The 22,199-nt window shown below is 45.4% G+C and carries 19 protein-coding genes; 7 read left to right on the top strand and 12 right to left on the bottom strand.

The annotated features are described in order from the left end of the window. Positions 1 to 5: 5 nt before the first annotated feature. On the top strand, positions 6 to 1,469 hold the full coding sequence (locus BLW16_RS09600; protein WP_090556362.1) for a TolC family protein: 1,464 nt from the start codon (positions 6 to 8) through the stop codon (positions 1,467 to 1,469). Between the two features lie 112 nt (positions 1,470 to 1,581). Here BLW16_RS09600 and BLW16_RS09595 read toward each other — a convergent pair whose 3' ends face one another. Next, complete coding sequence (locus BLW16_RS09595) at positions 1,582 to 2,577, bottom strand: family 43 glycosylhydrolase (RefSeq protein ID WP_090556361.1); 996 nt, start codon at positions 2,575 to 2,577, stop codon at positions 1,582 to 1,584. Between the two features lie 295 nt (positions 2,578 to 2,872). On the opposite strand from BLW16_RS09595, the gene BLW16_RS09590 reads away from it, so the two are divergent. After that, a complete protein-coding gene (locus BLW16_RS09590; protein ID WP_090556360.1) occupies positions 2,873 to 3,682 on the top strand; it encodes a hypothetical protein in 810 nt (269 codons plus the stop codon). A gap of 26 nt (positions 3,683 to 3,708) precedes the next feature. Beyond that, entirely contained in the window at positions 3,709 to 4,368 is a 660-nt protein-coding gene (locus tag BLW16_RS09585) for a DNA-3-methyladenine glycosylase family protein (protein WP_090556359.1), read from the top strand. Between the two features lie 3 nt (positions 4,369 to 4,371). Here BLW16_RS09585 and nhaA read toward each other — a convergent pair whose 3' ends face one another. The 5 genes from nhaA to BLW16_RS09560 form a co-directional block, all read right to left on the bottom strand. Beyond that, entirely contained in the window at positions 4,372 to 5,586 is a 1,215-nt protein-coding gene (gene nhaA, locus BLW16_RS09580) for a Na+/H+ antiporter NhaA (protein ID WP_245735198.1), read from the bottom strand. A gap of 14 nt (positions 5,587 to 5,600) precedes the next feature. Next, complete coding sequence (locus tag BLW16_RS09575) at positions 5,601 to 6,659, bottom strand: LamG domain-containing protein (protein ID WP_175470534.1); 1,059 nt, start codon at positions 6,657 to 6,659, stop codon at positions 5,601 to 5,603. Between the two features lie 25 nt (positions 6,660 to 6,684). Then, complete coding sequence (locus BLW16_RS09570; protein ID WP_090556357.1) at positions 6,685 to 8,142, bottom strand: RagB/SusD family nutrient uptake outer membrane protein; 1,458 nt, start codon at positions 8,140 to 8,142, stop codon at positions 6,685 to 6,687. A gap of 3 nt (positions 8,143 to 8,145) precedes the next feature. Beyond that, positions 8,146 to 11,343, bottom strand: a complete 3,198-nt coding sequence (locus tag BLW16_RS09565; RefSeq protein WP_090556356.1) for a SusC/RagA family TonB-linked outer membrane protein — start codon at positions 11,341 to 11,343, stop codon at positions 8,146 to 8,148. Between the two features lie 203 nt (positions 11,344 to 11,546). Then, entirely contained in the window at positions 11,547 to 11,951 is a 405-nt protein-coding gene (locus tag BLW16_RS09560; RefSeq protein WP_175470533.1) for a response regulator, read from the bottom strand. A 247-nt stretch (positions 11,952 to 12,198) separates the two neighbouring features. On the opposite strand from BLW16_RS09560, the gene BLW16_RS09555 reads away from it, so the two are divergent. Beyond that, positions 12,199 to 12,495, top strand: coding sequence for an antibiotic biosynthesis monooxygenase family protein (locus BLW16_RS09555; RefSeq protein WP_090556354.1), 297 nt, complete (start codon positions 12,199 to 12,201; stop codon positions 12,493 to 12,495). Between the two features lie 10 nt (positions 12,496 to 12,505). Beyond that, positions 12,506 to 13,090, top strand: a complete 585-nt coding sequence (locus BLW16_RS09550) for an O-methyltransferase (protein ID WP_090556353.1) — start codon at positions 12,506 to 12,508, stop codon at positions 13,088 to 13,090. Positions 13,091 to 13,222: 132 nt separating this feature from the next. Here the strand turns inward: BLW16_RS09550 and BLW16_RS09545 are convergent, their stop codons facing one another. Both BLW16_RS09545 and BLW16_RS09540 read right to left on the bottom strand, forming a co-directional pair. Then, entirely contained in the window at positions 13,223 to 13,996 is a 774-nt protein-coding gene (locus BLW16_RS09545; protein ID WP_090556352.1) for a sulfatase/phosphatase domain-containing protein, read from the bottom strand. Positions 13,997 to 14,188: 192 nt separating this feature from the next. Continuing rightward, positions 14,189 to 15,334, bottom strand: coding sequence for a formylglycine-generating enzyme family protein (locus BLW16_RS09540; protein ID WP_090556351.1), 1,146 nt, complete (start codon positions 15,332 to 15,334; stop codon positions 14,189 to 14,191). Between the two features lie 363 nt (positions 15,335 to 15,697). Here BLW16_RS09540 and BLW16_RS09535 point away from each other — a divergent pair, with 363 nt between their 5' ends. Then, positions 15,698 to 16,594 (top strand): alpha/beta fold hydrolase, encoded by an 897-nt coding sequence (locus BLW16_RS09535; protein WP_090556350.1) that lies wholly within the window; start codon positions 15,698 to 15,700, stop codon positions 16,592 to 16,594. Positions 16,595 to 16,866: 272 nt separating this feature from the next. On the opposite strand, the gene BLW16_RS09530 is transcribed toward BLW16_RS09535, so the two are convergent. Next, a complete protein-coding gene (locus BLW16_RS09530) occupies positions 16,867 to 18,024 on the bottom strand; it encodes an acyltransferase family protein (protein WP_090556349.1) in 1,158 nt (385 codons plus the stop codon). Between the two features lie 195 nt (positions 18,025 to 18,219). Between BLW16_RS09530 and BLW16_RS23240 the strand changes: the two genes are divergently transcribed. Then, a complete protein-coding gene (locus BLW16_RS23240) occupies positions 18,220 to 18,369 on the top strand; it encodes a hypothetical protein (protein WP_175470532.1) in 150 nt (49 codons plus the stop codon). Positions 18,370 to 18,382: 13 nt separating this feature from the next. Here the strand turns inward: BLW16_RS23240 and BLW16_RS09525 are convergent, their stop codons facing one another. The 3 genes from BLW16_RS09525 to BLW16_RS09515 are packed head-to-tail and all read right to left on the bottom strand — an operon-like array spanning position 18,383 to position 22,180. Continuing rightward, positions 18,383 to 19,312 carry an RraA family protein gene (locus tag BLW16_RS09525; RefSeq protein WP_090556348.1) on the bottom strand — a complete coding sequence of 310 codons (930 nt, stop codon included), beginning with the start codon at positions 19,310 to 19,312 and terminating at the stop codon, positions 18,383 to 18,385. Between the two features lie 54 nt (positions 19,313 to 19,366). Continuing rightward, positions 19,367 to 20,626, bottom strand: coding sequence for an amidohydrolase/deacetylase family metallohydrolase (locus BLW16_RS09520; RefSeq protein WP_090556347.1), 1,260 nt, complete (start codon positions 20,624 to 20,626; stop codon positions 19,367 to 19,369). Positions 20,627 to 20,659: 33 nt separating this feature from the next. Continuing rightward, positions 20,660 to 22,180, bottom strand: coding sequence for a SusD/RagB family nutrient-binding outer membrane lipoprotein (locus BLW16_RS09515; protein ID WP_090556346.1), 1,521 nt, complete (start codon positions 22,178 to 22,180; stop codon positions 20,660 to 20,662). Positions 22,181 to 22,199: the final 19 nt, after the last annotated feature.

The following is a 22,199-nucleotide window of genomic DNA, read 5'->3' as shown; positions in this document are numbered from 1 at the left end:
ATCAGATGAAGAAATATTTCAGGAGGTTTCCTGCCGCAGCCATAATAATAGTATTGCTGCTTACCACAATTAAAAGTATTGCTCAAACCACACCTGTAACCGATACCGCCAGGGTATTTGCACTCGAAGATCTGCAGCTGCTGGTTTTCAGGTACCATCCCATAGTAAAACAGGCGGCTTTGCTGAGCGAGTCTGCCCGGGCCAATGTGCTGCAGTCACTCGGGTATTTTGATCCCGCCCTGAAGGCCGGGTTTGGCAGGAAGCTGTTTGGCGATACAGAGTACTACAACAACTGGAACAGCGAACTTAAAGTGCCTCTGTGGCTTGCCGGGGCCGACCTGAAGGTAGGATACGACCGCAGCGTGGGCACTTATACCAATCCGCAGACGCGCACAGCCCATGAGGGCCTGTCGGGTGTAGGACTGAGCATACCCCTGGGACAGGGATTGATCATTGATGCCCGCCGCAGCACCTTAAGGCAGTCGAAAATAATGGTTCAGTACGCAGAGGCTGAACAGCTAAAACAAATCAACAGCGTCTGGTATGCGGTTGTTAAAGACTACTGGAACTGGTATTATGCCTACCGGCAGTTCGCGCTGCTGACCGAAGGTGTTGAACTTGCCGAGCGCAGGTTTAAAGCCCTGAGCAGGCAGACTACCATCGGAGATAAGCCTGCTATCGACTCAGTTGAGGCTTACATTACCGTACAGGAACGCATCATTCAGAAAGAAAAAACAAAGATAGAGCTTCAAAACGCCAGGCTGGTATTGTCCAACCACCTGTGGAGCGGCCAGGGCAATCCCCTGGAGCTACCCGCAAATGCCGCTCCCCCGCAGATAGACGAAAATATAACCAGGCCCAGTCAGTCGGTACTGGATACACTGGTTGCGCAGGCTTCCGGACAGCACCCCGAACTGTTGAAGTTACGCAGTAAAGGCGGTCAGCTGGCCATTGAGCGGAGTTACCGGCAGGAAATGCTTAAACCCAAGCTAAACGTCAGCGGTACCCTGATATCAAACCGGACAAGCTTCAGAGGGAACGTACCTGACTATTATGATTTCAACTGGAGTAATTATAAATTGGGAATTGAGTTTGCATTCCCCCTGTTTCTACGGGCAGAACGCGGCAAGCTGAGGGAAGTAAAAATCAAACAGAGGGAACTTGATTATGACCTGCAGCAAACCGGACGTGAGATCAGAACTAACGTTCTTGCTTCCTATAACAATCTTTCTGCCTATTCCGCACAGCTTAATGTGCAGGTGCAAAGTATCAGCAATCAGCAAACCCTGCTGAAAGGGGAAACGCAAAAATTTGATCTGGGAGAAAGCACCTTATTCCTTATCAACAGCCGCGAATCAAAATTGATTGACATGAAGATCAAACGGGAAAGCATGATCTCCGACTATCAGAAATCACTTGCTGAGTTGTATTATAAAGCCGGGACCCGGCAATTTATAACGCAGAACTGACAGGGAGCTGAATGGGCTCCCTCCTTTCCTGCCGGAACAGGATAAAGAGATTGTCTCAAAGTACAATGCCCCAAAATCAGGATACTGTCCGGGCACTGTACTTTGAGACAATTTATCTGATCACAGCCACGCCGTTCCTTCCACTGATCTTAAGTATATTTCCATTGCGGTCAAAGTTCAGGCTATCGATACATAACTGTCTTAAAACATAGGCTTTATCCTGTGGAAATATCCTGTGGTACAGAATATAATCCTGGTTCTTCCTGCGAAATACGGTATGGTGACCGGGCCCGTAAACTACACTATCTGCCGAGGTCTTCAGGATCACACGGTGATCATCCTCTTTGAATGGCCCCAGAGGACTTGTGCCTGTGGCATAACCGACCTGATAGGTTGGATCTATGGCTTTACCTTCGGAGAACATCAGGTAATATTTATTGTTCCTCCTGATCATATGCGCACCCTCAAAAAAGTGCGGGGTGGTCACTTCAACAGGTTTACCATCAAATGTGTACATATCTTTTTTCAGTTTTACAGCCATGCAATGCCCGTTCACCCAGTTAAAACCAGACCCCCAGTATAAATAAGCCTGTCCATCCTCGTCAATAAAACAATCAGGATCGATATTATGTACACCAGGATATTCATCGGCCCTGATCAGCGGGCTCTGATCTGCTTTGATATTCTTCCATGGCCCCAGCGGTGTATTGCCCACTCCCGCCCATACTTCGCTGCCCACGGCAACATACATATAAAATTTGTTGTCCTTACCTTTAACCACTGAGGGCGCCCATACCATAGAATTTTTGGACGTGGAACTGGTACAGTCCTTTTTAGTAGGCCAGTTAATATGCTTTTGCTCAAATTTGATAAAATCTTTAGTTTCAAAAACAGCAAGTTCTTCTTTGCCCCAGGGATCTATAGTGGCATAAATATAATAAGTGCCCTTATCTTCAACAATTGTAGGATCGGCATAATAGCCCGGCAAAACGGGATTGGTAATCATCTTTTGAGTTTGCTGTCCGCTGGCAATACTGATTTGACAACAGATAAAGAGTAAGAAAATTACCAGTTTCCCGGTTATTTGAGAGAAGGGTACCTTGTTCATAATGATATTTTAGCTCAGTTGCTGCATAAGGAAGATGCCTTCCAAACTTGCCTGCAATTTTCGTTTAATATAACTCAAATCTTTTCCATTAACAACCAATGTAGTCTAATTGCTGGTCCCAGGTATGTCATAGAGATAAGCATGATGATGGTCTACCTGTAATAACCCCTGAAATGCCCAATAGTTTAAGAAGAGCCGAAGTTACTGCTGCATCTCATCTTTCAGCTATTTTTTGAACCCATAGAGGAAATCTTTGAAACTATAAAAACTATATTTGTAGCTTAAAGAATAACAGATGAAAAAATACATTTTCCTATTCCTTGTACTCCTTTCCTTCTCGGGTTATGCACAGAACACGATCAATAACTACAAATATGTGATCGTACCCGAAAAATTCGGCTTTCTTAAACAAGCAGACCAATACAACCTGAACAGCCGCGCAAAAGGCCTGCTGGAAGATAAAGGTTTCACCGTATATTTTGATAATGCAGAACTGCCTGCTGAAATCTTCAACAACAAATGCAATGCGCTCAATTTCGACATTTTGGAGAAAAACAGCATGTTCAGTACCAATCTTACGATTGTATTGAAAGATTGCAGAGGCAATGTGATCTTCACGGGTAAACAGGGAAAAAGCAGGGAGAAAGAATTTGAACTTTCCTACAACCTTGCTTTGAAAGATGCATTCGTTTCCCTGAATGAGCTTCCTTACGCCTATGCTGCTCCGGCAAATGCAACAGCACAACAGACAGCAAATGCTCCTGCAACGGCAAGTCAAACTGTACTGAGCCAGCCTGCAGCCGCAAGCCAGGCGGTAGCAACAGGACAAACGGTAGCGGCAACTCAGCCGGCGGCAAAAGTAATTGCAACAGAAGCTGCTCAAACTGCCGGAACATTATATGCACAACCAACAGCCAATGGATATCAGCTGATAGATACAACGCCTAAAAAAATTCTAACGCTTTATAAGACCTCAGCGGATGATTATTTTATCGCAGATAACGGATCCTCTAACGGAATAGTTTTTAAAAGAGATGAAAACTGGTTCTTCGAATATTACAGGAACGGCAAACTGACTGCTGAAAAACTGCTGATTAAATTCTAATCTTAATCAAATTTGTTTTGAATACGATGTTACCTCATCATCCTTCCATTGATGCGCTGCCTGGAACGTTTTCTTCGGAAAACTTCCATTTGATCTGTGATGTACTGGCCTCGGGTGATGCTGACCTGATGTTCATTATCCAGACTTATGGCTATCCACCAATGTGGACGCGGGCAAACACTTTTGAAACGCTGGTCCACATTATCCTGGAACAGCAGGTATCCCTCGCTTCAGCACTTGCGGCCTTAAATAAGCTGCGTGAAAAAACGACGGAGATCAGCCCGGAGCGAGTGTTATTACTGACCGACGAAGAGCTGAGGTCTTGTTATTTCAGCCGCCAGAAAACAGCATATGTGAGGTCCCTTGCTGAGGCAATAGTAAAGGGACAGCTTAACCTGGCCTCGGCAGAAGAACTGCCTGATGCTGAACTGCGCGCCATGCTGAACCGGTTAAAGGGCATTGGCAACTGGACAATTGATGTCTATCTGATGTTCGTATTGCAAAGACCAGATATTTTTCCGGTTGGAGACTTGGCTGCGGTGAACGCATTGAAGCAGTTGAAAAAGCTGCCGAAGGATACGTCCCGGGAAGAACTGCTGGGTATTGCCTCAAAATGGCAGCCTTACCGTACGGTAGCCACAATGATATTGTGGCATTATTACCTGTCACTCCGTGTGAAGAAATAGCAATTACTTTCTTAATACCATACTCCCGAGTACACCCGCGATTACTGAAGCAATCAGGATGCCGTACTTGGCCTGTTCAACCAACAGGGGATCTTTAAAGGCAAGCCCGCTGATAAACAAGGACATGGTAAACCCGATCCCGCCAAGTAAAGCTATACCTAACATATGTTTCCAGGTAGCCTCATGCGGAAGCGAGCTTAACCCGAGTTTTACCATCGCCCATGTAAACAGAAAAATCCCGGCGCATTTCCCAACCACAAGCCCTGCGGTCACTCCGATAGATACCGGGTTGATAATTGCATGCAGAAAGTCAGTCCCAATGCTGATGCCCGAGTTGGCCAGTGCAAAAAGAGGCATAATTAAGAAAGCTACCCATGGGTGTAATCCCTGTTCCAGCTTTGGCAGCAGCGTATCCGAAGGTATGGTGAATGCTACGATTACTCCGGCCAGGGTGGCATGTACTCCCGATAGCAAGAAGCCGAGCCAAACCGCAAGTCCGCCCAACAGATAAAACAGAACAGACTTTACCCCAAGCCTGTTTCCCGCAATTAACACCAGCACAAATAACCCGGCTACGCCCAGAGCAACAAGATCCACACCTGAGCTATAAAAAAAAGCAATCACCAGTATAGCACCAAGGTCATCTGCTACGGCCAGTGCAGACAAGAATATTTTTACAGCAGGCGGAATGTGTTTCCCCGCCATGGATAACAAAGCCAGCGCAAAGGCGATATCCGTAGCCATAGGAATGCCCCATCCCTGACTGCCTGCGGTGCCCATATTGATCAGTGAATAGATGAGTGCAGGGACAAGCATTCCGCCGATGGCAGCCATCATTGGCAGCAGCGCCTTGCTCAGGGAAGACAGCTCACCATCCATAAATTCCCTTTTCAGCTCCAGGCCAATCACAAAAAAGAAAATAGCCATCAGGCCGTCATTGATCCAGATATGAAAGGGTTGCTTCAATGCATACTGGCCAAAACCAGCTGTGAAATTAATCTCCCATAACCGGTGATAAGACTCATGAAAGGCAGAATTTGACCATAGAATAGCAATCAACACACTGATCAGCAATATCACTCCGCTGCTGTATTCCAGCTGAATGAACCTGTCCACTGGGGCAATGATTTTTTGTAACTTCGGTTTCCTGGTCATGCCGCCCAATATAGTGGTTTTGATGGAAACGACGGTGATCAAACTCAGTCTGCACTTCAGCAAGCAATGGAAAACGTTTAATCCGGTTTTTCATTGTTATAAATTTTCATGACCTCATCCGAAGAAAGTGCCTTATTATAATACCTGATATCATCCAGGGAACCTTTGAAAAAAGAGGCGCTGGAGAAGTAAAACGGACTGGTCGTATCGGTATAGTTAAACACAGCTTTAGGCAATAACTGTCCGATAGCAAGATTAACCGGCGTAGCGAGTTTAAAAGCGGTACCCGAAGCACTTTCCGTTTTTACCTGAACGCCGTCTACATAAAAAGTGATCGCACCGTTTCCTGCTGTAACTACTGCATGGTGCCATTCGCCCGTTACCATTTTACCAGGGTTACTATCCCTGTCATAGGTAGCAGATCCTGTTTTTAAGGTCATGAACAGGAAGTTATCCGTCTGCAACTGGAACTTAAAACCGTTCCATTTGTTCAGTGATAAGATATAATTGTTACTAAAAGCCTCTTTGGGATTGATCCACAGACTGATACTCAGTATTTCCGGGTTAAGGGAGGTTGCGTACGGAACTTCTACATACGCTCCGTTTGCAAATTCATAGGCGTTGCCCGTTTGTCCGAAACGGTCTGTAGTTAATATCGGCAGTACACCGCCATCAGAATGGCTGGCAGCCGTACCAATAATGCCAGACATCAGCTGTCCGTCATGGTGGTTAGCCGTAGCATCCAGTGTATTCCCGTTGAACAGCCATTTGGCAATCAGGTTTTCTGCTGCTACTTCTTCGATCTTCCTGCCGTTAAAATCTACTATCGCCCTGCGCAGGTTTGCAAATGCATTATTCACCTGTTCCTGCGTATGTTCGCCGGTGGTAACGGTGGTAGCGAGGTCAACAGCTTCTTTCAGCGTGCTTCTTGCCTGTTTGGGGTATTGCCCCAGGTCATGCCCTTCCGGGCTTTGCGTATACACCAGGCTCACAGAGTCTGTCAGTTGCTTCAGGCTTGTTTTATTTGCGTTATAGTCCGGTTTGACATCATCATCCTTACAGGAAGAGATAATGGCTGCCGCAAGCAGTAAAGCAAATAACAGACGGCCGGGTACGATATATTTCTTAAGAGTCATGATCAGATTGCATTTAAATTGCTGATTATAAATTCCCATTTGCATTCAGTTCTGTTTGCGGAATGGGGAAAAACTTGTGCTGTGCATAATTAAAATTAGGCGAGCCGGGCCTGATCACGGCATCGGCATAAGCCTGCCCATAGCGGATCACGTCAAAGAACCGCTGAAATTCAAGCGCCATCTCAGAGCGGCGCTCACGGCGGATGATATCTCTGAGTTGTGTCTGGTCAGTATTGGTAATGGCTGGCAGCAAATCTGCCGGTGCTGTACCGCTGAAGTTCTTACGGGCGCGTTCGCGAACGCGGTTAAGCGGCACCAACGCTGCGGCAGACTGTCCTGATTCATTCAGTGCCTCGGCTTTTACCAGCAAAACATCTGCAAAACGGATGGCTTCATAATTGAGATTTCCGTCATTTTTCGTGGTGGATGGCACTTCACTTAGCGGCTGCACATGTTTTTTAGACAGGTACCCGGTGGTAGACCATGATACATCGAATGTGCTGTCGAAATAAGGTTTTCCTGTACGGGCAATGGTAAGGTCCAAACGCGGGTCATTACTTTCAAAATTATCTACCAGGCTTTGTGTAGGATAAAACACCCCTGCCCCGTTTAATGAGCGTGGGGCAAACCAGTAATTTAATGAATTGCCCTGTGATGGCTGCGCACCGCGGGTATGGTATACAGAAAAAATAACTTCATTATTGGTCTTGGCCGATGAATTGAAATTATCACTGAAATTATCTGTCAGCTGGTAACCCAGTGCTTCCACCTGTGTGACAAACTGAGCTGCTTCGGTATATTTCTTCTGGAACAGGGAAGCCTTTGCCAGTAAAGCCAGCGCAGCCCCTTTCGTTGCCCTGCCGATATCGCTTGTAGCTGTCCATTTTTCGGGCAAACCTGCACTGGCCTCATTCAGGTCTTTTTCAATCTGTGTATACACCTGTACCTGTGTGGATGAGGTAACCGGGGCGTCAGTAAGGGCACTTACTTTCAGACGCAAAGGAATGTTCCCGTAGAAATTGGTCAGCGTAAAATAATAGTATGCCCTTAAGAACTTCGCCTGCGCGAGTATCTGTGTGCGCATGGCTTCTGATACTTTGGTATTTTCGGCCGTCAACCCGTCTGTAACCACGTTACAGCGGTTGATGCCATTGTAATAGCGCGACCATAGCGATTGCACTGCAGAATTCGTAGGGAGTATGTTAAACAGGTCAACACCCGTATAGTCGGCCTGTTCACCGGCATTTCCGCCAATGATCACATCATCCGAGGCCACATCACCCAGTACCCAAACCGGGTTTGCTGCCGCGTCAGTAAAGGTCAGAGGAATATAAGCCGCATTAACGGCAGTAACTGCTGTGGCATCATTACTGAAAAGATCTTCATTTGAATAATAACCCAGGGCAGGCTGATCAAGAAATTTCTTGCATCCCGTGCCAAGCAGCAGACAAAGAGAAAGCGGTATGATATATATGTTCTTCATGGATTAAAAGTTAACATTAAGGCCTAGTGTATAAATTCTGGCTGAAGGATAAGTACCCCAATCGATACCTACGGCCCTTACGCCATCCCCCTGGCCGTTACTACTCGTGTAAATTTCCGGGTCAAGCCCTTTATATTTTGTGAACGTCAGCAGGTTCTGTCCGCTTACATAAACACGCATTGAGGCGATTTTCAGGTTAGACAACAATTTAGGGGTAAAGCTATAACCGATCTGCGCATTCTTCAGGCGCAGGTATGAACCGCTTTCCAGGAAGCGGGTAGATGGCCTGGTATTATTGGTAGATGAAGCTGAGCTCCAGGTAAGGCGCGGATATTGATTGGTGCTTCCTTCACCGGTCCAGCTGCCTGTAGCCACCTCTTCGGTCACATTAAAGGCCCTGTAAAAACCTTCGGTCTCAGTAGAGATCTGGTTATATAACTTATTGCCATAGGCTCCCTGGAAGAAAATGCTGAGGTCAAAACTCTTAAACCTTACGTTTCCGGTAAAACCATAGGTGAGTTTTGGAATAGGGCTCCCGGCAATCTCACGGTCGTTTTCATTGATCACTCCATCACCGTTGGTATCTTTATATTTTACATCACCCGGCTGGATGCCTGCGCCCTGGTAAGCGTGCGTAAAGATGTCCAGTTTATTCTGGAAGATGCCTTCCATCGGGATCAGGTAAAAAGCACCGATTGGCTGACCAACTGTGGTGAGCGTGGCATTGTATTCATTTGCGATACGCCCTCCCTGGATTGGAGATCCAGCGAGTGATACAACCTTGTTCTTCAGGGTTGCCAGGTTTCCTGAAACGTCAAAGCTCCAGTCGTCAGAAAGTGTCTTACGGTAAGAGATCTGCAGTTCAAAGCCCTGGTTCCTTACTTTTCCGGCATTGATAAAAGGGCTTGATCCTCCGCCGGCACTTGGCGGCAGGGGATTGGCGAATAAGATATCAGAGTTATCACGTATAAAGTAATCGGCACTCAGCTGCAGGTTATCCTCAAAAAAACCGGCGTCCAGTCCGAAATTGGTTTGTGTACTCGTTTCCCAGGTGATATTACTGTTTCCCCTTGATGTCAGTGAGTTTCCGATCACCGGCGTTCCGCCAAAGGGATAGAAACCTACGAAAGAGTTGAGGGTGGTATAGGCGTAATTGCTGATCTCCTGGTTACCGGTCTGCCCGATACTTGCCCGGAGCTTCAGCATCGACAGCTGTTCAAAACCTTTCAGGAAATCTTCCTGATCCAGGCGCCAGCCAACAGAACCTGCATAAAAATTACCATAGCGGTTGTCCGGGCTCAGGCGTGAAGATCCGTCACGGCGAACGGTAAAACTCGCCAGGTATTTATCTGCATACTGGTAATCTGCACGGCCAAAGAGGGAGAACAGCGCCCAGCGCGATTCATTCTCTCCGTTCTGCTGGATGCCTATACCATTATCCAGGTACTGAAAGTTGTCAGACTGGTTTGGGAAAATAGATCTTGACGCCGATAAGCCGTTTGTGCGGCTTTTAATGGCTTCGCTACCCGCAAGCAGATTTATGGTTTGATTTTTATCCAATTTGAAATTATAGGTAAGGGTATTGGTCCAGTTATAGTCAAACTGGTTTGCGTTGGAGCGGGCCAGACTTCCCGGTGAGTTCAGCGAGCGGTCACTTCCCCAGATCTTAAAGAACTGCTTGAAGTCGGTAATGACCAGGTTTCCACCAAAGGTGGTACGCAGTTTCAGTCCTTTGGCAATATTTGCTTCCGCAAATACACTTCCCAAAACGCTGTAAGCGTTGTAACTTCTGTCAAAATTGTCGGCATACCCTACCGGGTTTAAGCCGTCACCAAAAAAGGAAGGGTTTTCCGGCAGGTCTACATAATCGCCGTTACTTTTAAACACAGGTGTTGCCGGTGAGCGCAACAGCGCATAACGCAATACACTTGCTCCCTGGTTGCCATTCCCGAAACCGTCGCCCGATGCACCAACCTGCCTGGTTTTTGCATAGGAAAGGTTGAGGTTCAGTCCTGTTGAAAATATTTTTGACAGTGTACTGTTCACCGCTGTACGGAGGTTGAAGCGGTCGTACGCGCTGTTCTTGACCAGTCCGTCCTGTTTGTAGTAGTTGGCCGAAACCAGGTAATTCCCCGTTTCATTTCCGCCATTTACAGAAAAGTTGGTGTTATTCACCAGGGCCGGCTTCAGTACCTCCTTTTGCCAGTCCACATTTGGCAGCCCGGCGGCCAGGTCAGCGGGTATCTGCGTTCTTCCGTCTGCCGCCGCAGCGGTATTGAAAGCAGCAACATACTGCTGCGTGTTTGCCATCTTGATCAGGTCGCCATGCACCTGTACCCCTGTATACTGGCTGATATTAAAACGGGCCTTGCCCGATTGTCCTTTTTTGGTGGTCACCACTACAACCCCGTTAGAGGCCCTTGCACCGTAAATCGACGCAGATGAAGCATCCTTTAAGATATTGATGCTTTCAATATCTGCCGGAGAGATCTGGTTGATCCCTGATGGTGTTGGCACACCATCTATCACATATAAAGGATTGTTATTGTTTATGGTTCCGATACCACGGATGCGGACGGCGATGCCTTCGCCGGGTGCCCCCGTACCTTGCGTGACAGATACTCCGGCAGCTTTACCCTGCAATACCTGGTCTACCCCTCCTACCGGCATATTGTCTATATCCGAAGGTTTAATGGTTGCAACGGCACCGGTCAGGTCTTTTTTCTGCTGGGTGGAATATCCTGTGATCACTACTTCGCTCAGTGCTTTACTGGCAGGGATCAGCGTGATGGTAATATTTTTCTGGGTTCCCGGGCGGACGATCCGTGTGGAGTAGCCCATAAAAACAACCTGGATCACACTGGTGGGTTTTGGTAAACGGATACTGAAGCGCCCGTTCGGATCTGTTAATACATGCGTGGTTTCTCCGCGGATCTGGACTACGGCACCCGGAACCGGCGAGCCTTTTTCATCCTTCACTATACCCTTTACCAGGCCAGGCCCGATAGTATCTGCAGGATTGACCACAGGGGCTTTTGCTGCAGAAGGCGGTTGGGAATTTGGAGGGGCAGCAGGTTTTTTTAGCGTATCCGTCTGAACCTGCCGGCGCTTAAGCGTGTCTGGTATTTCCTGTGCCTGTGATGCGAATACTAAAAATGGCATGGCCAGGAAAATGTACTTCTTTGGTAGCAATAACTTCATATATTTGATTAGAACGAATATTGGTAATATAAATAATACAATAAAACGACGAGAATGTTTTACAAATTGCGCTATAGTGTTGAATTTTTTCTTTTTCAGGAAAATCGCAAGCAATTCCAAAGACAATTATATAGTCCGGCAGATAGAAAAATAAGTATGGATTTTTTTTCGCCACCCACGTATTTGTACAGCGGCAATCCGGCTTAAATCATATATTCTTCAATCTTCTCCAGTAAATCGGTCAGGTCAAAAGGTTTTGGTATAAAAACATCACAGCCATAATCACCAATGGAAAAGAGGACCTTCTGATAGGCCGAAAACATGATTACCGGCAGTCCGCAGGTCAGCTGGTTGCGCTTGATCTGGCTGCACAGCTCACCCCCGTTCACTACCGGAAGAAGGTAATCCAGAATCACCAGGTCAGGATGAAGTTTCTCCAGCAGGGAATGGATATCCAGAACTTCATTCACCACATGAGTCTCGTATCCGGAATCAGTTAAGAAATCCTCCAGTATTTCAGAAAGTGCGGGATCATCTTCCACGACAAGAATTTTCCTGGCTTTTGGCTTCAGGCTGAAATCATCTCCCGAACGCCGGTTAGAATCCATGATTTTCATCGGTGTATAACTTTTTAATGGTAATGAGACTATCTTCAGCTTTTCATTTATTAAAAACCACCGATAACTTCATTGTACTAATTTTAAATAAATGTAGATATATACATTTCATTCGTACCCGTACTTTATACCTGATCTGCCTGCTACGGCTACTAAACCCCCTCAGTATAAATACTAAACAGATCAAGCGTTCAAGTTTCGCAAATAATCCTTATTTTATGCGCAAAATGAATTGAACATGATATTAGAATCGGCATTACTATACGTTAAAGAAGGAACAGCAGTCCAATTTGAAGATGACTTCAAAGCGGCCGGTCAATATATCAGTTCAATACCGGGCTATCTCCGCCACAGCTTAAATAAATGTTTAGAACAAAGTGATAAATACCTGCTCCTTGTAGAATGGGAAACACTGGAAGACCACACCTTTGGGTTCAGGCAATCCGCAGCTTACCAGGAATGGAAAAGACTTTTGCATCATTATTACGAACCTTTTCCGATAGTTGAACACTTTGAACCCATTCCCTTAAAATAAAAACGCACCGATGTTAAACGACGAAAAAATCACAGTTCCGAAATTTTACACTCAAATCAATGAGGCGAGTCAGCAATTAAAATTCAACATGCCTTCTGATCTGAAAACAGGATCGCTGCTCAGAACACTGTGTGCTTCCAAACCGTCGGGTCATTTCCTGGACATCGGTACAGGTACAGGATTATCACTGGCCTGGATGGCGGAAGGCGCAAATGCAACCTCAAGAATGATATCTATAGATATCAATGCAGAATTTCAGCAGGTTGCAGTGAATACCTTTGCAGGAGATCAAAGGATTTCGATTGTATGTGCCGACGGCAATGAATGGCTGACGTTTTATGACGGAGAGCAGTTTGACCTGATCTTTGCAGACGCGATGCCGGGGAAATTTGAAGTACTTGACCAAACGCTGTCTTTGATAAAACCAGGCGGATATTATTTGATAGATGACCTTCTTCCCCAGCCTAACTGGCCTGAAGGACATGCGCCGAGGGTAGAAAAACTTGTTGAAACGCTGACACGGAGAACCGACTTTGTACAGACCACATTCAACTGGTCTACAGGACTGATGCTGTTTACAAAAGTTGCACATTAGAACAGCCTGATTAGGTATAACAATTGCGTTCTTATATAGGATAAATAGTATTGAGATAGCAAAACACTGGTCATACCATTGAAGGCATGGCCAGTGTACTGTTTAACAAACGCCGAACATATTATGTTCCGGCTAGATTGTTTTTTCGAATATCTTCAGTGCATCCGTGTCTTCATACTGCAGGATCAGCTTCTTCAGCCTTGCTTTCAGGTGAGCAGTTACTGTTGCTTCCCCTTTAGTTCCATAAAGATTATGTAGTTCATTCGGGTCTTTCTGCAGGTCAAATAACTCCCAGCTGTTGATCTCCCCGTAGAATCTTACCAGTGTATACCTGTCGGAACGGATTCCGAAATGCGGATGTACATGATGCGGCTGCGGGAATTCATAATAGTGGTAATACGCATCCTTTCTCCAGTCTTTTACAGCAGTCTCCTCTTTCAGCAGCGGAAGAAACGATTTTCCCTGCATGGCAGCTGGCATTTTAATACCGGCAATGTCCAGTACTGTTGGCCCCCAGTCATTATTCAGCACAATGCTTTTCACTACGCTGCCCGGTTTTACAACCTTTGGATAACGCACCACCAAGGGCACGTGCAGGGATTCTTCATAAATAAAACGTTTGTCAAACCATCCGTGTTCTCCTAAATAAAAACCATTGTCAGAAGCATAAATGACTACTGTATTCTCTGCCAGCCCTGATTTATCCAGGTAATCGAGGATACTGCCAATATTCCTGTCCAGTGAATTTGCGGTAGCCAGGTAGTCTTTCATATAACGCTGGAACTTCCATTCCACAAGGGCTTTTCCGGTAAGTTTCTTCTCATCATATTCAGCACTGATTTTGTTTTTGTCAATAAACAGACCATCCGGCCTGGATACCCAGCCGGCATTTTGAATATTTGTCATATCTTTACTTAGGTTTTAATTCGTGATTTGAGACAGGCGCCAACGCCAATTGTAAACCTGTTTCATTATAAATTGAAATTTTGGGGGAATACTTTGTATTTCCCCTTATTGATTGAATACTATCGTGTAAATTTCTTTTGAATCTCCTCCCTTCCTTCTTTAAAAAAATATTTATTCGTTCTGCACAACACTTTAGTTGTCCGCCACACAGCGAAAGCCTAAATGCTCCATACCGCTGTCTTCTGTACTTTTCATTCTTCTTGCTACGCGAAAGCCGGAGCAATAGCTCTCGTTACATAAAAAAGAGCCGCCACGGATGACGCGCTTTTTGGCATAGGGTTCATCAGGGTCATAGGATACCTTTGACCCTCTGGGCTCTCTGACGCCCGAACCGGTGGTAACAGTACTGTAATACCGGCTGTCATAATAATCAGCGCACCATTCCCAAACGTTACCTGCCATATCATACAATCCGTAACCATTCGGCTGGAAAGATTTTATGGGTGCCGCATGATAAAAATGATCCTTCAGTGTATTCCGGTATGGAAAGTCACCTTCCCAGATATTGGCTTTTGTTTTCCCTGTAGTGACAGGTTCATTGCCCCATGGGTAAATATTATTTTTCAATCCGCCTCTTGCGGCCCATTCCCATTCCGCCTCGGTAGGCAGTCTTTTTCCTGCCCATTTGCAATAAGCTACTGCGTCATACCAGGAAATATGCACTACAGGATAGTTTTCCCTGCCTTTGATATTGCTGGCCGGACCATGCGGATGTTTCCAGTCGGCCCCTTTCTGCCATGTCCACCACTGGCTGTAATCGCTGAGTTCTACAGCACCTTTGGTAGGTTTAAATACCAGTGAAGCAGGAACAAACACACTTGCATCTGGTTTTGGGGTACCCGGGGGAACCTGTTTCTTCAACTCTTCCCAATCCGGTTTCAGTTCTGCTGTGGTCACATATTTAGCGGCCTTTACAAAAGTGCTGAATTGCGCATTGGTAACTTCTGAAACATCAATCCAGAAGCCATTGAGTATCACTTTATGCTTGGGAAATTCATCCGGCGAGGCTTGCTTATTGTCGCCACCCATCAAAAAATCGCCACCTTTTACCCAAACCATATTTTTATGGTCTTTGGCTGCACCCGGTTCAATATCAAGATCAACACTCGCCAGTTTAAAACGGCTGGGGATATTGGATTCACAGCATATGGCTGCCTTGCGGTAAGGTTTGGAGGGCCTTAGCACAACTGCTGCAGGCTTGCTCTTTTGTTTACAGGAAACAAAGGAGATACTGGCCAGCAGCCCTGCCGAAAAAATAGTTATAAATAAATTCTTCATTAATTATTGAAAAGGGAACATGAATCAATATAGGCTATATAATAGTTATTGGAGATAACTTAGTTAAGACAACAATTCATTTCATAAAATAATATCGTCATCATAATTTTAGATTGGAGGGGCAACACTGATATACCTGCGGTAAATATATTAATTTTAAAAAATAAACGACAATATTACTAGAATTTATTTCAAAATCACAGATTAAATCCATTCCTAACCTGGGAAATCCCCAATTATGGTGATAAAAAGCGCCGCTAATGGTGATATATAAAGCAAGGCCATATTTTCAATTTTACTCCATCTGATCATTCTCCCGCGGGGGGAATGAAATAAAACCGAAAACCCTAATTGTGAGTACTCATGGAATATCTGACCTCTTTATATGCCCTTTCAAAAGGAGAACATTATGCACCGCTCAATGGTGTCATCATCCACTATATCGTTAGTGGTACCGGGCCCGTATGTATTTGCCCTACACCAGGATGGGGCCCATCCCTTGAAATGTACAGAAGAAGTCTAAAACCATTGGAAGAGCATTTTACCATGGTTTGGTATGATACACGGATGAGCGGTAAATCCAGCGGCCCTGAAAACCCCTTGAAATATACAAATCAGGATTTCATGAAAGATATGGACGCATTGAGGGACTATCTTAAACAGGATAAGATATGGGTAATGGGACATTCCTCTGGTGCATACCAGGTACTGAATTACGGCATTATCCACAATGACAAGCTCAATGGAATTATTGCGATCAGTTCCATGGCAGGCACGGACGACATATCCAGGGAGGAATTTATGAAGAACATTTTAAAACGCGAAAATGAACCTTATTATACAAAAGGAGCAAATATTTTCGCAGGAAAAGATACCACCAATTATACACTTAACGAAAAGGTACGGGTGATCATGCCTTTTTATTTCCATGATCAAAAGAACCTCAGCGTATTTGCAGAAAAAACCGGCACACCGGAATTGAGTGAAAAAGCTTTCCGGTATACCAATGCATCAAAACACGGATCAGAACTGCTCTTTCCCCTACTTCACCATATCACCGTCCCGACGCTGATTATTGTTGGTGACGATGATTTCATCTGTGACAGGATTTCACAATCAGACAGGATACACAAAAAGATAGCCTCTTCCACCCTGGTGGTGATCAAAGATGCAGGTCATTTTTCCTGGATTGAGCAGCCTGAACAATTCTTCAGGAATTGTATCGCATGGATAGAAAAACAAAAGATAGAAACTGTGTGAATTTGCTGAGGCGGTTCTTGAAATCGTACATCAGTGCGGCGACTGAAGTTTTCGGAGCATATGGGCTATTTACGTTGCTTTAAGCAATGCTGAAAGGCAACAAGCTAAGGATCATCTCAAAAAAATGTACCTCTCTTTCGATGCCTTCTGCTGCGCTTCAGCAGCATACAGCATCGAAAGAGAGGTGCATTTTTTTTCATTGAAGACTAAAGATCAATTAATTACACTAATATCTCTCGCTGATTTCCGCACCAGCAGCCGGGAAATCTATTTTATACTTTTACAATCACGTTCTTTTTGTACATCCACCAGATCGGGATAAAAATCAGCAAAACAACCGTAAAGGCCGAGATCAGTGAAGCGTTATTAGGAGATAGATTGGCAAAAAATATATATTCATTGACATAAGCCCAGATATTCGTCTGCTTTCCCTCTGCGGTAACAGGAATGAAAGACGATAGCCTTGGCAGCACACCCGAAAGTACAAAAGCAGTGATTGCATTACGGCCAAAGGCAACGAATGGCCAGATCAGCAACTGATACTTTTTGATATCAATAATCCAGTAGGATAGAGAAAGGATAATAATACCCAGACCGGCAGTAAACAACACAAAAGAACTTGTCCACAATGACTTGTTAATGGGAAAGAACGTATCCCATATTAAGGCAAGGACCACCAACGCCAGCCCTGCACCTGCAATTACGCCCAGGTCTTTAACAGTTTTGAGTTTTCCTTTTTTCAGCCATGTGCCTGTAAGAATACCGATCAGGCTGGTTCCAATGGCAGGCAGCGTACCGAGCAATCCCTCGGGGTCCCATGTTTTGGAGGACTTCCAGAGGTGGTTCTCTGTAAACACAAGCCTGTCCAGCCAGGCGCCGAGGTTTGTTGCAGGTTCCAGATTGGCCGGGCCAAATCCGGGTACCGGGACAAAGTTCATCAGTAAATAATAGCCAACCAGCAAAACTATTGCCGTATAAAGCTGTGTTCTGACTGAGGTTTTAATGTAGATCAGGGCACTGATTCCAAAGACCACGCCTATCCGGAACAATACCCCCGGAATACGGAGATGGGCAAGGTCAAACTTCCAGACGAGCGACAAACACATGCCAAGCAGAATGATTGTCACGGCCCTTCGCAGAACAGATAACAGCAATTTGCCATGCAATGAGGCATCCGCCTTCTTGCTCTCCATCGCGTAAACGATAGAAACACCTACTATAAACAGGAAAAACGGGAATACCAGATCGGTGGGCGTACAGCCATTCCATTCCGAATGTTCCAGTGGGGCGTAGATATGTGCCCAGCTGCCCGGGTTATTCACCAGGATCATGGAGGCCATGGTAAATCCCCTGAAAAAATCCAGGGAGAGCAACCTCGGTCCTTTTGTAATTACAGCTTTGCTTTCACCTGCAGGCTCTTGTGTTATCATTTTTTATCAGTATAATTCAGCAATCAATGTAAGTAAATGTGCTGTTTAATAAAAGTATCCTTTTGAATACAAATCGTACTGTCAGGCGTCTTTCTTCGTGCATCCATACCGATGAGTCCGAGGTAGGTGTCCTGAAGGAACGAGGCTAGACCGATTTTAGGGCTTAAACTCGGTCTAGCCTCGTTCCCTCGGCGTATGATAGTCGCACTCAAAGAGAAGGAACAAGCAACAAACAACGAAAAACACAGCAATCCGGCCGGTCTTCAGCATTTTGCACAGGAGTTCGTACTCATCCGGCTGCGCAAAAGAAATCCCGTTAATCAGATGACCAACGGGATTTCTTAAAATATCATTTTCCTTACCAGGTTCTTGATTTCATATAGTCATCAAGTTTAGCACGGCTCATAGGTATCTTTCCCGGATTTTTGTCCAGCCATTTCAGGAAATCTTCCTTGATCTTGTCTGTCCACTGGTTATCAATCTCACCGGTAGAATACTTGCCTTCTTTCAGCATCTGGATACCAAAGGTATCACGCAGGCTAATAAACTCGGCAGTGAGGATGACCTTCTCTGCCAGGTGGGCGGGAATAAAGACCACGCCTTCACTTTTCGCCAGAACCAGGTCACCCGGCATTACGATAGCCCTTCCGATGCGGATAGGTGTATTCAGTCCCGTCAATACCACATCCTTCAGGTAAGAAGGATCCCAGTCACGCACATAAGCATTAAAACCTTTGATCGCCCTTAATCCATCGAGGTCACGGCTGGAAGCATTGAAGATCACCCCGTTGCCAGACTTTGCAAAAATTGAATTGCCCAGGTTATCGCCAATCAGCGTTCCTTCTGCAATTTTACCGAATCCATCGGCTACATATACATCACCTTTAGACAACATATCAATCGCCCATGCGTTGGTATTTCCCTTTCTGCCCTGTTTCGCTCCGCGGTCTTTGATGTTTTTCTCCAGGTCGGGCCTGGAAGGCATATAAGCTGCAGTAAGTGCCCTGCCAACAATAGGCACGTCATCATGCACCATTTTCCAGCCACCATCAAACTGACAGTGATAACCTTCATTGTTCAGGATTGTCCATGCTTCCTCAATACCTATGTGTTTTGCCCTTTCCAGCAATTCATCAGGAATTTTTGGTCTTCCGTCAGGAAAACGTTCGCCCTTCCAGTCGGAGGTCAGATAGATCAGCTCCTCTTTCGGAATAGTCTGTGCATTTACCTTAAAAGCCAAAAATGTAATGGCTATGGCTAACATGCCTGTCCTTGAATTCAATTTCATCTGTATATATTATTGTTTTCTAAAAAACTATCCTTCGGTTCAAATTTACAAAAACTAGTGATCTCCGTGTCCTAAACCGATAGGAGTTGTATTTCCGTTCAGGTCATATACCACTTTACCATCTCTGATCGTCACTTCGCATTCAAATTTCTCTGTTCCGGATTCTTTATGTCCCGTATAGTCAAAGAAGCCAAATTTACCTTTACGGATATCAAAAACGGTTACGTCTGCAGGAGCACCTTCAGACAGGTTCCCCAGTTCTTCTCTGTTGATCACCTGTGCAGGCTCCCATGTAGAGGCTTTGATCACATCTTTCAATGGCATTCCCATTTCCAGGAATTTAGACATCACGCTCATCATATCCTTCATCGCATTGTTCATACTTCCGGTGTGGATATCTGTACTGATCGTATTCGGATAAAAACCTTCTTTCATCGCTGGTATTGCCTGAGAATAAGCAAAGCTGATTCCTCCGTAACCCACATCAAAGATAATCCCTTTTTTGCGTGCAGTATAAAAATATGATTTTACTTTACCGGTAGCTTTGTCGATCATCTCTTCCCTTGACGGAGCTAAGGCACCATACATGTGTGTAAAGATATCTCCTTTTCTCAGGTGTGTCATAAAAAGCTCTTCCAAAGAAAGGGCTGGTGTGGCACCACCAAAATCTATCATCACCGGGATATTGGCTTTGTTTCCCGCTGCCACAGCATGGTCTACCGCAGTCCATTCATGTCCTTCATAATGTGCTACCTTAATACCAACGATGGTCTTTTTGTTGCTGTTGGCCACCATAGCGAGCATTTTAGAATTCATATCCGTAGTGTCCTGCTCATACGCTCCGCCACGCATCCCTTCGCCAACAATGTTCAGCATTGCCAGTACCCTGGTTTTCGACTGGTCAATAACATTCTGTTTGAACTTGGGAAAGCTTTTCCAGCCCGAGCTACCCGCGTCAACCACTGTGGTTACACCTACCCTAAAGGTAAAACCATCAGGATTTAATGCGCCAAATCCGTCACTCAGGTAATGGTCTGGTGTAGTACCCTGGAAATTATGCGAGTGCATATCGATCAGTCCCGGAGAAACGTACAGTCCCTTTGCATCCACAACCTGGGCTGCATCTGCTGTGCTGATATTAGCAGCTACCTTCGCTACTTTACCATCAAGAATGGCAACATCCATGATCTTGTCGATACTGTTCTTGGGATCGATTACATGACCACCTTTGATCACGATACTGTAGTGCTGCGCCTGCACACTAAAACTAAACATGCAGATGGCTGCAGTGCAGAAAAGGAAATACTTTTTCATTGCGTATATATTATATGTTTGTACTTGTGTTCATTATTTATCCCACCAGATGCGGGTTAGAAAATCATCAGCCCCCTGGCGTGCAACAGCTGCTTTATAATTTTCACCATTCAAATTCTGCTCTGTAAGCGGGTATTCCATTCTCCTGAAGATCTTGCCTCCTGTGGCGTTACCCACATAATTATTCGGCACCAGTGCAGGAAATCCGGTACGGCGGTAGGTGGCGAAAACCTCCTGCGAATTTGGATAGACACCTACCCAGAACTCATTGTAAATCTGCTCCATCTGGGCAGCCATCGTAGCCGAAGTGATTAATTTATGGTACTTAATGTATGTATCAATCTGGTTAACTGTAATTGTTCCTGCCGGGCCAAACAATGCCCACTGCTGCATTGATGCCCTGATGCCATTTTCATATAAAACACTAGCGGCACTGCCGTTATACCATCCGCGTAAAGCGGCCTCAGCAAGCAGGAAATTAGTTTCTGCATTGGTAAGCAGCAGATATGGGCTGTTCAACTGCAGGATCGTATGGTGGTTTGGCTCAGAATAAGTGATAAAATCAGCAGGTTTAGCGCCCAGCATGGCCGACATCCCTTTTTGAACAGCAGCAGAAGTATCGGCTTTACCGTTCACATACACTACGGCAAGGACACCCAGACGCGGGTCTTTATTGGCTTTCAGCGAATTGATAAATACATCCTGGAACTTCCCTCCCTCCGTATTGCTTGTTCCGTCGGCCCTGATATAATCTGAATTCAGCATGTTCAGCGCCAGCGGGTTTTTGTTGATATCCTGCCCTGCAGATACATAACCATTCACTTTAGCTATATCAGCATTATCGAGGATTACGCCACCTGCAATAGCTTTTTTTGCCCAGGTTGCGGCATTTGCCGGATCTGCTTTCGTCATCCTCATCGCCAGCCGCAGCATCAGCGAACAGGCAAATCTCTTCCATTGTGTGTTATTGCCATTGTAGATCAGATCCGCCTGGCCAAATGTTGCTTTCGAGGCATCAAAGCTTGCGGCCGATTCATCCAGTTCTTTCAGCAGATCGGCATAAATACTTTGCTGAGTATCATAAACAGGTTTATAGATGGCATCGGTATACCCTTTGCCCGCCTGGGTATAGGGAATATCACCGTACAGGTCTGTCAGCCTGCTGATGATATATGCTTTCCAGATCCTGGAAGCAGCAAGTAAGTTCGTCTGGGCCGGATCATCCTTAATCGTATTGATCACGGAGATGATCTCATTCACTTCTTTAGGATAGGCATTCGTAAAAGCGGCATAACTGGCGCTGCTCTGGCTCAGTACATATTTAGCGCCGAAACCGGCAACATCATTATAGCTGGTGGTATATTGCATGGTACCCTGAAGCAGGATCAATGCATTTGCTGCGCCATCCAGCTGCGCCTTGGTGAAAGTAAACGCAGGATTAACAACCGGAGAAGCATTCGGATTCGTATTGAGGTCCCCGAAGCCCTTCTGACAGGAGGAGAGTATAACTAAAGAAAGGATAGCAAAACTGATTTTATAAAAATGTCTTTTCATCTCGTTACTTATTGTTATT

Source organism: Pedobacter hartonius (genome assembly GCF_900107535.1).
In the GTDB taxonomy this organism is placed as follows: Bacteria; Bacteroidota; Bacteroidia; order Sphingobacteriales; family Sphingobacteriaceae; genus Pedobacter; species Pedobacter hartonius.
The sequence above is the reverse complement of the archived record's forward strand: the minus strand, read 5'-3'. Positions and strand labels throughout refer to the sequence as shown.

What these genes read in the sequence shown, in the direction of transcription:
- BLW16_RS09600 (WP_090556362.1), top strand. Translation starts at nt 6, where the DNA reads ATGAAGAAATATTTCAGGAGGTTTCCTGCCGCAGCCATAATAATAGTA.
- BLW16_RS09595 (WP_090556361.1), bottom strand. Translation starts at nt 2,577, where the DNA reads ATGAACAAGGTACCCTTCTCTCAAATAACCGGGAAACTGGTAATTTTC.
- BLW16_RS09590 (WP_090556360.1), top strand. Translation starts at nt 2,873, where the DNA reads ATGAAAAAATACATTTTCCTATTCCTTGTACTCCTTTCCTTCTCGGGT.
- BLW16_RS09585 (WP_090556359.1), top strand. Translation starts at nt 3,709, where the DNA reads ATGTTACCTCATCATCCTTCCATTGATGCGCTGCCTGGAACGTTTTCT.
- BLW16_RS09575 (WP_175470534.1), bottom strand. Translation starts at nt 6,659, where the DNA reads ATGACTCTTAAGAAATATATCGTACCCGGCCGTCTGTTATTTGCTTTA.
- BLW16_RS09570 (WP_090556357.1), bottom strand. Translation starts at nt 8,142, where the DNA reads ATGAAGAACATATATATCATACCGCTTTCTCTTTGTCTGCTGCTTGGC.
- BLW16_RS09565 (WP_090556356.1), bottom strand. Translation starts at nt 11,343, where the DNA reads ATGAAGTTATTGCTACCAAAGAAGTACATTTTCCTGGCCATGCCATTT.
- BLW16_RS09560 (WP_175470533.1), bottom strand. Translation starts at nt 11,951, where the DNA reads ATGGATTCTAACCGGCGTTCGGGAGATGATTTCAGCCTGAAGCCAAAA.
- BLW16_RS09555 (WP_090556354.1), top strand. Translation starts at nt 12,199, where the DNA reads ATGATATTAGAATCGGCATTACTATACGTTAAAGAAGGAACAGCAGTC.
- BLW16_RS09550 (WP_090556353.1), top strand. Translation starts at nt 12,506, where the DNA reads ATGTTAAACGACGAAAAAATCACAGTTCCGAAATTTTACACTCAAATC.
- BLW16_RS09545 (WP_090556352.1), bottom strand. Translation starts at nt 13,996, where the DNA reads ATGACAAATATTCAAAATGCCGGCTGGGTATCCAGGCCGGATGGTCTG.
- BLW16_RS09540 (WP_090556351.1), bottom strand. Translation starts at nt 15,334, where the DNA reads ATGAAGAATTTATTTATAACTATTTTTTCGGCAGGGCTGCTGGCCAGT.
- BLW16_RS09535 (WP_090556350.1), top strand. Translation starts at nt 15,698, where the DNA reads ATGGAATATCTGACCTCTTTATATGCCCTTTCAAAAGGAGAACATTAT.
- BLW16_RS09530 (WP_090556349.1), bottom strand. Translation starts at nt 18,024, where the DNA reads ATGATAACACAAGAGCCTGCAGGTGAAAGCAAAGCTGTAATTACAAAA.
- BLW16_RS23240 (WP_175470532.1), top strand. Translation starts at nt 18,220, where the DNA reads ATGATAGTCGCACTCAAAGAGAAGGAACAAGCAACAAACAACGAAAAA.
- BLW16_RS09525 (WP_090556348.1), bottom strand. Translation starts at nt 19,312, where the DNA reads ATGAAATTGAATTCAAGGACAGGCATGTTAGCCATAGCCATTACATTT.
- BLW16_RS09520 (WP_090556347.1), bottom strand. Translation starts at nt 20,626, where the DNA reads ATGAAAAAGTATTTCCTTTTCTGCACTGCAGCCATCTGCATGTTTAGT.
- BLW16_RS09515 (WP_090556346.1), bottom strand. Translation starts at nt 22,180, where the DNA reads ATGAAAAGACATTTTTATAAAATCAGTTTTGCTATCCTTTCTTTAGTT.